The 11,417-nt window shown below is 72.0% G+C and carries 8 protein-coding genes; 4 read left to right on the top strand and 4 right to left on the bottom strand.

The window, feature by feature from the left end; translation table 11 throughout:
* Positions 1-603: 603 nt before the first annotated feature.
* Positions 604-2,385, bottom strand: coding sequence for an ABC transporter ATP-binding protein (locus CA983_RS32315; protein ID WP_086604350.1), 1,782 nt, complete (start codon positions 2,383-2,385; stop codon positions 604-606).
* Complete coding sequence (locus tag CA983_RS32320; RefSeq protein ID WP_086604351.1) at positions 2,382-4,187, bottom strand: ABC transporter ATP-binding protein; 1,806 nt, start codon at positions 4,185-4,187, stop codon at positions 2,382-2,384. Before CA983_RS32320 ends, CA983_RS32315 begins: the two co-directional genes overlap by 4 nt.
* A 197-nt stretch (positions 4,188-4,384) precedes the next feature.
* Between CA983_RS32320 and CA983_RS32325 the strand changes: the two genes are divergently transcribed.
* Both CA983_RS32325 and CA983_RS32330 read left to right on the top strand, forming a co-directional pair.
* Complete coding sequence (locus CA983_RS32325) at positions 4,385-5,995, top strand: peptide-N4-asparagine amidase (protein ID WP_208637087.1); 1,611 nt, start codon at positions 4,385-4,387, stop codon at positions 5,993-5,995.
* A 175-nt stretch (positions 5,996-6,170) separates the two neighbouring features.
* Complete coding sequence (locus tag CA983_RS32330; protein ID WP_086604352.1) at positions 6,171-7,550, top strand: cation:dicarboxylate symporter family transporter; 1,380 nt, start codon at positions 6,171-6,173, stop codon at positions 7,548-7,550.
* A 69-nt stretch (positions 7,551-7,619) separates the two neighbouring features.
* On the opposite strand, the gene CA983_RS32335 is transcribed toward CA983_RS32330, so the two are convergent.
* On the bottom strand, positions 7,620-7,997 hold the full coding sequence (locus tag CA983_RS32335) for a VOC family protein (RefSeq protein WP_086604353.1): 378 nt from the start codon (positions 7,995-7,997) through the stop codon (positions 7,620-7,622).
* Positions 7,998-8,131: 134 nt separating this feature from the next.
* On the bottom strand, positions 8,132-8,581 hold the full coding sequence (locus tag CA983_RS32340) for a MarR family winged helix-turn-helix transcriptional regulator (protein WP_086604354.1): 450 nt from the start codon (positions 8,579-8,581) through the stop codon (positions 8,132-8,134).
* 105 nt (positions 8,582-8,686) lie between these two features.
* Here CA983_RS32340 and CA983_RS32345 point away from each other — a divergent pair, with 105 nt between their 5' ends.
* Together CA983_RS32345 and mltG are read left to right on the top strand one after the other, a co-directional pair.
* Positions 8,687-10,489, top strand: a complete 1,803-nt coding sequence (locus CA983_RS32345; protein ID WP_086604355.1) for an ABC transporter ATP-binding protein — start codon at positions 8,687-8,689, stop codon at positions 10,487-10,489.
* A 43-nt stretch (positions 10,490-10,532) separates the two neighbouring features.
* Positions 10,533-11,378: an endolytic transglycosylase MltG gene (gene mltG, locus CA983_RS32350; RefSeq protein WP_086604356.1), complete on the top strand. Its 846-nt coding sequence runs from the start codon at positions 10,533-10,535 to the stop codon at positions 11,376-11,378.
* Positions 11,379-11,417: the final 39 nt, after the last annotated feature.

Consider the following 11,417-nt stretch of genomic DNA (forward strand, 5'->3'; position numbering starts at 1 on the left):
CCCCCGGAGGGGACCCCGGGAGGCCCCCCAGAGGCCGGACCCCCGGAGGCCGGACCCGCGGAGGCGGGTCCACGAGGCGGACGCCCGGGGCGTGCCCACTGGAGGCGGGCGTACGGGGCGGGACCGTCCGGGAGGTGGGACCGGCAGTGGTGCCGGAGGCCGGATGGTCCGGAAGGTGGGACCGACCCAGTGCCGGAGGCGGGACCGTCCGGAAGGCGACCGGCCCACGTGCCGCAGGCCGGACCGTCCGGGAGGTGGGACCGGCCCAGGTGCCGGACCTATAGGAGCCGGGCCCCGGAACCGACCGGGCCCCGGAACCGACCGGGCCCCGGAACCGACCGGGCCCCGGAACCGACCGGGCCCCGGAACCGACCGGGCCCCGGGACCGACCGGGCCCCGGAACCGACCGGGCCCCGGAACCGACCGGGCCCCGGAACCGACCGGCCCCGGGCCGGACCCGCCCGGGCCGGACCCGCCCGGGCCGGACCCCGCGCAGAGGGCAGGTCGTTCGGGACGCCGTGCCCTCCCGGCCGGGCCCGGAACGAGGCCCCGCGTCTCACGACGTCCTTGTCACCCTCGGCACGGCACAGTCGTCACCGGCTGTCACCCGTGCCACGACCTCCACAACGCCGCATACGCCCCGCCCGCCGCCACCAGTTCCTCGTGGCTGCCCAGTTCGCTGATGCGGCCGTTCTCGACGACGGCGATGACGTCCGCGTCGTGGGCGGTGTGGAGGCGGTGGGCGATGGCGACGACGGTGCGGCCGTCGAGGACCTTGGCCAGGGATCGTTCCAGGTGGCGGGCGGCCCGCGGGTCGAGCAGGGACGTCGCCTCGTCCAGGACCAGGGTGTGCGGGTCCGCCAGCACCAGGCGGGCCAGGGCGATCTGCTGGGCCTGCGCGGGAGTGAGAGTCAGGCCGCCCGAGCCGACCTCGGTGTCCAGGCCGTCGTCGAGCGCCCGGGCCCAGCCGTCCGCGTCGACCGCGCCCAGCGCCGCCCACAGCTCGGCGTCGCCGGCGCCGGTCCGGGCGAGCCGGAGGTTGTCGCGCAGGGAGCCCACGAAGACGTGGTGCTCCTGGTTGACGAGGGCGACGTGGGCGCGGACGCGTTCCGCCGGCATCCGGGACAGCTCGGCGCTGCCCAGGGTGATCCGGCCGTCCCGGGGCGCGTAGATCCCGGCGAGCAGCCGCCCCAGCGTCGACTTGCCCGCACCCGAGGGGCCGACCAGGGCCAGCCGCGTGCCGGGGGAGACCTCCAGGGACACCTTGCGCAGGACGTCCACGCCCTCCACATAGCCGAAGCGCACCCGGTCGGCGTGCACATGGCGTCCGTCGGGTGACACGGAGGGGTCGCCGGCGTCCGGCTCGATGTCCCGGACCCCGACGAGCCGGGCCAGCGACACCTGGGCCACCTGGAGCTCGTCGTACCAGCGCAGGATCATGCCCACCGGGTCGACGAGCATCTGGGCGATCAGCGCGCCCGTCGTGAGCTGGCCGACGTCGATCCAGCCACGCAGGGCGAACACGCCGCCGAGCAGAAGGACCGAGGCGAGCACGGTCACGTGGGTGACGTTGACGACCGGGAAGAGCACCGACCGCAGCCACATCGTGTAGCGCTCCCACGCCGTCCACTCCCGGATCCGGCGCTCGGACAGCGCGACGCGCCGGTCGCCGAGGCGGTGCGCCTCGACGGTGCGCCCGGCGTCCACGGTCTCGGCGAGCGCGGCGGCCACGGCGGCGTACCCGGCGGCCTCCGAGCGGTAGGCGGCCGGCGCCCGCCGGAAGTACCAGCGGCAGCCGACGATCAGCAGCGGCAGGGCGAGCAGCACGGCGAGCGCCAGCGGCGGCGCCGTGACGACCAGCCCGCCCATCAGCAGCACCACCCACACCACGCCGATCGACAGCTGCGGCACGGCCTCGCGCATGGCGTTGGCCAGCCGGTCGATGTCCGTGGTGATCCGCGACAGCAGATCGCCGGTCCCGGCCCGCTCCAGCACGCCGGGCGGCAGCCCGACCGACCGTACGAGGAAGTCCTCGCGCAGGTCGGCCAGCATCCGCTCGCCGAGCATCGCGCCGCGCAGCCGCACCTGGCGGACGAACAGGGCCTGGACGGCCAGCGCCGCCACGAACAGCCCCGCGGTGAGTTCCAGCCGCAGGTCCCGCGCCCCGTCGGACACCCGCTCCACGACTCCGCCCAGCAGCCACGGACCGGCCATCGAGGCGACGACGGCGACCGTGTTGACCACGACGAGCAGCAGGAACGCCCGGCGGTGCCGGCGCAGCAGTTCGGCCACGTAGGCGCGGACGGTCGTGGGGGCACCGACCGGCAGGGTGTTCGCCGTCGTCGGGGCCGCCGGGTCGTACGCCGGTGGCGCCACGCCGATCATGCCTTCTCCTCGATCTCTTCCAGTTCGTGCAGGACGTCCTTCAGGGCGACGGAACCGCTCAGCGCCACCTCGTCGTCCGTCTCGCGGGTGACGACCGCCCGGTAGCGGGGCTCGGTGTGCACCAGTTCGCGGTGGGTGCCGGTCGCCGCGACCTCGCCGTCGTGCAGGAACACGACCCGGTCGGCGCGGTCCAGCAGCAGCGGCGAGGAGGTGAACACCACGGTCGTGCGCCCCGCGCGCAGCTCCCGCACGCCCTGCGCGATCCGTGCCTCGGTGTGCGAGTCGACGGCCGAGGTCGGCTCGTCCAGGACGAGCACCTCCGGGTCCGTGATCAGCGACCGGGCCAGTGCGAGCCGCTGGCGCTGGCCGCCGGACAGGGACCGGCCCCGTTCGGTGATCCGCGCGTCCATGGGATCGGCGGCGTCCACCGAGCCCTGCACCAGCGCCGCCAGCACATCGTCGCACTGTGCGGCGGCCAGCGCCGCCCGCGGTTCGACGGCGCCCGACGCGGGTACGTCGAGCAGTTCGCGCAGCGAGCCGGACAGCAGCACAGGGTCCTTGTCCTGGACGAGGACGGCCGTACGGGCACAGTCCAGCGGGAGTTCGTCGAGCGGCACGCCGCCCAGCAGCACCGAGGTGCCCTCCTGCGGCGGGTGCCCGCCCAGCCGTTCCGCCAGCCTGCCCGCCGCGTCCGGGTCGCCGCACACCACGGCGGTGAACAGGCCGGCGTTCGCGAGCAGCCCGGTGTCCGGGTCGTACAGGTCTCCGGAGGGGAGGTCGGCCCCGCGCGCCCCGGCGGTGTCCGTGGCCCGCTCCAGCGCCAGCACGCCCGCTGCCCGTTTGGCGGACGGCCGGGAGAAGGAGTACGCCATGGCGATCTCCTCGAAGTGCCGCAGCGGATAGGTGAGGACCATCACCGAGCTGTAGACGGTGACCAGTTCGCCGACGGTGATCCGGCCCTGGCGTGCCAGGTGCACGCCGTACCAGACGACGGCGATGAGCAGCAGTCCCGGCAGCAGGACCTGGATCGCGGAGATCAGGGACCACATCCGGGCGCTGCGCACCGCCGCGTGCCGGACCTCCTGGGAGGCGCGGCGGTAGCGGTCGAGGAACAGTTCCTCACCGCCGATGCCGCGCAGTACGCGCAGACCGGCGACGGTGTCCGAGGCGAGTTCGGTGGCGCGTCCGGCCTTCTCGCGCTGGACGTCGGCGCGCCGGGTGGCGCGGGGCAGCAGGGGGAGCACGGCGAGCGCCAGCACGGGTAGCCCCACGGCGACGACGACGCCGAGCGCGGGCTGGTAGACGAGCAGAGCGGCGCAGACCAGCACGATGGTGACCAGTGCGGCGGTGAACCGCGACCAGGCTTCCACGAACCAGCCGATCTTCTCGACGTCACCCGTGGAGACCGCCACGACCTCACCGGCCGCGACGCGCCGGGTCAGCGCCGAGCCCAACTGGGCGGCCTTGCGGGCGAGCAGCTGCTGGACGCGGGCGGCCGCCGTGATCCAGTTGGTGACGGCGGTGCGGTGCAGGAAGGTGTCGCCGACCGCGTTGCCGACGCAGGCCAGCGCCAGCAGGCCGCCCGCCAGGGCGAGTTGCCCGCCGGAGCGGTCGACGACGGCCTGTACGGCGACACCGACGCAGAACGGCAGCGCGGCGACGGAGGCGAAGTGCAGCAGCCCCCAGGCCAGTGACTTGAGCTGCCCGTCCAGCTGATTCCGGAAGAGCCACCACAGGAATCGGGGACCCGAACGCGCGTCCGGCACGCCCGGGTCGGGGTACGGAAGGTCTTGAATCTGCATGACGTCCCAGTGGCTCGTGTCAGGGGGATGGGGGTTCGGCCGACGGCAACAAACCGTGACAGGTTCGCGTCGCCACGTGGTCGGGGGCAACCGGTTTTCGACCCACCGAACGGAACCGGCCGACAGGGGTGGGAACAGGGCTGCGCGGCGGGCAGGTGCTCATTGCGGAGGCGGCGGACTCCCCGTAGAACACCGCCATGAAGAGACGGATCGTCATGTCCATGCTTGCCGGAGCGACCCTCCTGGCGAGCACCCTCCTCGGGACCGGTCCCGCCCGTGCGGCCGACGTGCCCGCCGAGTTCGGCACCGACTGGCACGACCCGGTCACGGCCGCCCCGCCCGTCACGAAGCCCGGCGGCAGGTCCTGTGAAGTCACCGTCGCCCAGGCGCAGTTCCGCGACTTCACCCCGTACCGGGGCACGTACACCCCGCCCGGCGACTGCGGCGAGCGCTGGAGCAAGGTGGTGCTGCGGCTCGACGGCAAGGTCAAGGGGCGCCAGTACGACCGGCTCGGCTACCTCCACGTCGGCGGGGTCGAGATCTTCCGCACGTCGACACCGCAGCCCTCGCCCGACGGCATCGCGTGGTCGGTGGAGAAGGACGTCACCCGCTATAGCGACACCTTCCGCAGCCGCCAGGACGTCGAGATGCTCATCGGGAACGTCGTCGACGACACCTACACGGGTGTCCTCGACGTCAAGGTCACGCTGACGTTCTACGACGGCCGCCCCGACGGGACGAGCCCTGACCGGGTCCTCACCCTCGACCAGGGGGCCGACGGCGCGACCACCCTCACGACCCCGCGCAACAGCGAACGCGTCGTCGCCGAGGTGTACGCCACCGGCTCCGGCGGCGGCTGCGAGGAGTACTGGTACCTGACGGTGCCCGACCCGGCGCCGTACTCCTGCACGGCGGGCCAAGGCCCCTACCGCGAGGTGCAGATCCGCGTGGACGGCCGGCTCGCGGGCATCGCCGCACCGTTCCCCACCGTGTGGACCGGCGGCTGGTCCAACCCGTTCCTCTGGTACGTGATCCCGGGACCGCGCGCCTTCGACATCAAGCCGATCACCTACGACCTCACCCCCTTCGCCGGGCTCCTCAACGACGGCCGCCCGCACCGCGTCGAGGTGTCGGTCGTCGGCGTGCCCGAGGGGCAGACCGGCTGGAGCACCCCCGTGAACATCCTGGTCTGGCAGGACGAGCAGCGCGCCCACGTTCCCGGGAAGCTCACCGTGCACAAGGTGGACGACCTGGCCAACTCCTCGTCGTATACACCGGGTTCGGAGCACCGGGTCGACACCGAGGGCGCCCATCGGCTGACCGTCGCCGGATACGTCGACACCTCGCACGGCCGCGTCACGACCACTGTCAGCCGTGCGCTCGCCAACGTCTCCGAGCACCGCTGGGTGGACGGCGAGACGACCGACGCCCTCGATGCCACCTGGACCGGCGACGAGTCCGTGACCGTCGACGGACGCGGACCGGCCCACACCACCCGCACCCACCGGACCTACACGATGGACGGCACGACCACCCTCGGCGCGGGCGACCGGCTGCGCACCGTGCTGACCCTCGGCGACCGCGCCACGGCCGTCGAGACGCGCGGCGGCCGCCGTACGGCGTGGTCACGGCTCGACGACTCCTACGCGGGAGACGCCACGTACACGGCGAACGTGCCCCGCGACCAGCGGCACGCGGTCGGCGGGACGAGCGAGCGCTACCGCCTCCACGGCTCGCACGTCGGCTGCTACGACCGCACGCTGACCACCGTGCAGGGAGTGCTCACGGGGGACCGCCACCGTTGCTGAGGGGGCCGGTGTGACCTCTGTGGCATGCGTCACTTAGGGCGCTTTTACATGGCCGAAACGTTGCGGTCTTGTGCGTGATCAAGACAGCCTCCAGAGTGTACGGCTACGGAAGGCGCTTTCCGTATCGCAGAAGTCCCCTCCGGCCTCTGTGTGCCCCGTCCCCCAAGGAGGCCCCGTGCCACCGTCCGTACCGTCCCTGCCGCGGCGCGTCGCACGCACCCTGCGTACCTCACTCTTCGCGCAGGTCCTCTGCGCGCTCGTCCTCGGAATCGTCGTCGGGAAGCTGTGGCCGGATACGGCCACGGCTTTCCAGCCGCTCGGCGACGGTTTCACCCGGCTCATCAAGACGGTGATCTCGCCCCTGGTGTTCTGCGTGGTCGTCGTCGGCATCGCCAAGGCCGGTGACCTGAAGGCGTTCGGCCGGATCGGGGTCAAGGCCCTCATCTGGTTCGAGGTCGCCTCCACCGCCGCCCTGGTCATCGGCCTCGTCGCCGCCAACGTCGTCGGGCCCGGCAAGGGCATGAACGTCGACCCCTCCTCGCTGGACGCCGCCGCGGTGAACCAGACGACGGGCGGTGGTCAACTGCCCTCGACGACCGAGTTCGTCCTCAACGCGCTGCCCGAGAGCTTCGTCGGCGCCTTCGCCGAGAACGAACTGCTCCAAGTCCTCATCCTGGCCTGCCTGGTGGGCGCCGCCCTGCTGCACCTCGGGCACACCAAAGTGCCGAAGATCCTGCCCGCAATCGACCAGGCCCAGGAGGTCGTCTTCACGGTCGTCGGCTTCATCATGCGGCTGGCCCCGATCGCGGTGTTCGGCGCGATGGCCCACCTGGTCGGCAACTACGGGCTGGGCGTGATGAAGACGTACGCCAAGCTCATCGTGCTCTGTTACGTGGCGGCCGCGCTGTTCGTCGCGCTGCTCGCCGTCGCCCTGCGGATGGTGACCGGGCTCAGCCTCTGGAAGTTCCTGCGCTACATCCGCGAGGAGATGCTCCTCGCGCTCGGCACCGCGTCCACCGAGTCGGTCATGCCGCGCGTGATGCAGAAGCTGCGCCGAGCCGGTGCCCGCGACGACGCGGTGGGGCTGGTGCTGCCCACGGGCTACTCCTTCAACCTCGACGGCGCCTCGCTCTACCTGTCCATCGGCACGCTGTTCATCGCCCAGGCCGTGGGCGTGGATCTGAGCCTGGGCCAGCAGATCACCGTCGTCCTGGTGCTGATGCTGACCAGCAAGGGCATGGCGGGCATCCCCGGTTCGGCGTTCCTCGCCCTGTCCGCGACGGCCTCGTCCCTGGGAGCCATCCCGGCGGGAGCCGTCGCCCTGCTGCTCGGCGTGGACCGCATCATGGACTCGATGCGCGTCGTCACGAACTTGCTCGGCAACTGCGTCGCCGTGTTCGCGGTGTCCCGCTGGGAGGGCGCGCTGGACATCGAGCGGGCCAAGAAGGTGCTGGACGGCGAAACCGTGGCCGAGGACCTGGAGGCCGGCGACGAGCCCGTGCCGGCGGAGGTTCCGGCGCAGAAGACCAAGGAGACCGTCGCCGACGCCAGTTGACGACGGCAGGCGAGTGAGCCGCGGTCACCGCTCGGGAAGTGCGAGCGGTGGCCGCGGCTCCTCGTGTGTTCAGTGACGCACCAGGCAGAAGGGATGCCCCGCCGGGTCCGCGTACACCCGCCAACTCCGCCCGTCCGCACCTGCGTCCAGCACCTCGGCGCCCGAGGCCAGCACCTCGTCCTGCGCGCGATCCAGCTCCGCGACACCGAAGTCCAGGTGGAACTGCTGCGGCCGGGCGGGATCCGGCCACCGCGGCGGCCGGTAGTCCGCCACCCGCTGGAAGGCCAGCACGAAGCCGGACGGCGTGTGCAGCGTCGCCCAGTCCTCGTCCAGGGACCACCGCCGGTCCGGCTGGTTGACGGCACCGCCGAGGAGCGACTGGTAGAAGCCGGCGAGTTCTGATGGAGCGGGGCAGTCCAGCACCACGCACTGCAGGTCGGCGATCATGGCGGGAGTCTAGGGTCCGTCCGGCGGGTCAGGTGGCAGGAAATCGGCGGCGCCTGATCGACGCGGATCGGCGCACCGGGACCCGCGTCTGCGGCATGCTCCTCCGGACACCCCCTGCGCCGCCATCCCGGGCGTCAGCAGGACCCCACCGGTGCCCCGTCGATCAGCGTGTCCAGCAGCCCGCCCAGCGCCGCACGCTGCTGCTCCGTCAGGGGAGCCAGGATCTCCTCCGCGGCCGACCTGCGCGCCGCCCGCAGCTCGCGCAGTGCGGCCCGGCCGTCGTCCGTGAGCTCGATGCGGATCACCCGCCGGTTCGCCGGGTCCGGGACCCGGCGAACCTTGCCGCTCGCCTCCAGCCCGTCGACCAGCGTGGTCACGGCCCGGGGCACCACCTCCAGGCGCTCGGCCAGGTCGGCCATGCGCGGCGGCGACCCCCAGTGCGCGAGGGTGCGCAGCAGCCGGGACTGGGCCGGTGTGATGCCGAGGTCGCGATGCTCCAGATGGCGCTTCTGGATGCGGTGCACCCGGCGGGTGAGCCGCAGCAACTGCTCGGCGAGCAGGCCGTCGGAGTCGGGGGAGGTCATGCGGGAACAATATCAGGATGATGTTCATTGTGAGTATAGGTAACAATGAGCTACGATCCGACTCGCCGTCCTCGCCCCGGCCGTATCGCCCTCTCGAAGGAGCCCATGCACCCCGACCACGAAGCCCCCTGGACCGCACCCGCCGACTCGGCGGAACAGCCCAGGCAGGTCCGCCGCATCCTCAGGCTCTTCCGCCCCTACCGGGGCCGCCTCGCGATCGTCGGCCTGCTGGTCGGCGCCGCGTCGCTGGTCTCGGTCGCCACGCCCTTCCTGCTGAAGGAGATCCTCGACGTCGCGATCCCCCAGGGGCGTACGGGCCTGCTCAGCCTGCTCGCCCTCGGCATGATCCTCAGCGCCGTCCTCACCAGCGTCTTCGGTGTCCTCCAGACGCTGATCTCCACGACGGTCGGCCAGCGCGTCATGCACGACCTGCGCACCGCCGTCTACGGCCGCCTCCAGCGCATGTCCCTCGCCTTCTTCACGCGCACGCGCACCGGCGAGGTGCAGTCCCGCATCGCCAACGACATCGGCGGCATGCAGGCCACCGTCACCTCCACCGCGACCTCCCTGGTCTCCAACCTCACCAGCGTGGTGGCCACGATCGTCGCCATGGTCGTCCTCGACTGGCGCCTGACCGTCGTCTCGCTGCTGTTGCTGCCGGTGTTCGTGTGGATCAGCCGCCGCGTGGGCAACGAACGCCGGAAGATCACGACCCAGCGCCAGAAGCAGATGGCCGCCATGGCCGCCACGGTCACCGAGTCGCTCTCCGTCAGCGGCATCCTGCTCGGCCGCACGATGGGCCGCTCCGACTCGCTGACGAAGTCCTTCGCCGACGAGTCCGAGGAACTCGTCGACCTGGAGGTGCGCTCGAACATGGCGGGCCGCTGGCGCATGGCCGTCATCACGATCGTCATGGCCGCCCTGCCCGCCGTCATCTACTGGACCGCCGGCATGGCCCTCCAGCTGGGCGGCCCCCAGGTCTCCATCGGCACGATCGTCGCCTTCGTCTCGCTCCAGCAGGGCCTGTTCCGCCCGGCCGTGAGCCTGCTGTCGACCGGAGTGCAGATCCAGACCTCGCTCGCCCTCTTCCAGCGCATCTTCGAGTACCTCGACCTGCCGATCGACATCACCGAACGCGCGGACCCGGTCCGCCTCGACCGGGTCAAGGGCGAGGTCCGCTTCGAGAACGTCTCCTTCGGCTACGACGACAAGGGCGGCCCCGTCCTCGACGGCATCGACCTCACCGTCCCGGCCGGCGGCAGCCTCGCGATCGTCGGCCCCACCGGCGCCGGCAAGTCCACGCTCGGCTACCTGGTGCCCCGCCTCTACGACGTGACGGGCGGCCGCGTCACCCTCGACGGGGTCGACGTCCGCGACCTCGATTTCGACACCCTGGCGCGCGCGGTCGGCGTCGTCTCGCAGGAGACGTACCTCTTCCACGCCTCGGTCGCCGACAACCTGCGCTTCGCCAAGCCCGACGCCACCGACGAGGAGCTGCACCAGGCGGCGAAGGCCGCGCAGATCCACGACCACATCGCCGCCCTGCCCGACGGCTACGACACCGTCGTCGGCGAGCGCGGCCACCGCTTCTCGGGCGGCGAGAAGCAGCGCCTGGCCATCGCCCGGACCATCCTGCGCGACCCGCCGGTCCTCATCCTCGACGAGGCCACCAGCGCCCTGGACACCCGGACCGAGGCCGCCGTGCAGGACGCCATCGACGCGCTGTCGGCCGACCGCACCACGCTCACCATCGCCCACCGGCTGTCCACCGTCCGGGGCGCCGACCAGATCGTGGTCCTCGACTCGGGGCGCGCGGTCGAACTCGGTACGCACGAGGAACTGCTGGAGCGGCACGGCCGGTACGCGGCGCTCGTACGCCGGGACGCCCAACTGGAACCGACAAGATGAAAATATGCCGGGTTTATGAGGATATAAGGGTTACCGTGCCCGCATGCAGAAGAACACTCCGCCACGGAGCACGATTCGACTGACGCGCCGGGGCCGGATCGCCCTCGTCGCGACCGGAGCCGTCGTGGTCGGTACCGCCGTGGCGGTGCCGCTGCTGACCCTGGGGCCCGAGGAGGACGGCCGGCCCACGACTCTGGTGATCCCGGAGGGCTGGCGGGCGAGCCAGGTCTACGCCGCCGTCGACAAGGCCCTCGCCCTGCCCGCGGGCAGCACGAAGAAGTCCCTGGCGAAGGCCGCCCTCAAACTGCCGAACGACGCCGAGGGCAATCCGGAGGGCTACCTCTTCCCGGCGACCTATCCGCTCCAGGAGAAGACGACTCCGGAGAAGCTTCTGGCCCTGATGGTCGACACCGCGAACGAGAAGTTCAACGGCGCGCCCATCGCCGCGGGGGCGCAGCGCAACGCCATGAACGTCTATCAGGCCGTCACCATCGCGAGCATCGTCCAGGCGGAGGCGGCCACCAGGGCCGACATGGGCAAGGTCGCCCGGGTCGTCTTCAACCGCCTCGAACGCGGTATGCCGCTCCAGATGGATTCCACCATCAACTACGCGCTGGGCCGCTCCACCCTGCGGGCGACGGCGAACGACACGCGCATCGACAGCCCCTACAACTCGTACCAGCGCATGGGCCTGCCGCCCACCCCCATCGACAACCCCGGCGAGGAGGCCATGAGCGCCGCCATCAACCCACCCCCTGGCGACTGGCTGTACTTCGTCACGGTCAGGCCGGGTGACACCCGCTTCACCGCAGACTACGGCGAACACCAGCGCAATGTCGCCGAGTTCAACGCCCAGAGGAAGACCGCCGGGGCGCAGGCGGCCGGGTGACCCGGAGCGTGGCGGGCGGAGGGGCAGAGGGAGGGGGAC

It is taken from the genome of Streptomyces swartbergensis (assembly GCF_002148965.1).
Taxonomy (GTDB): Bacteria; Actinomycetota; Actinomycetes; order Streptomycetales; family Streptomycetaceae; genus Streptomyces; species Streptomyces swartbergensis.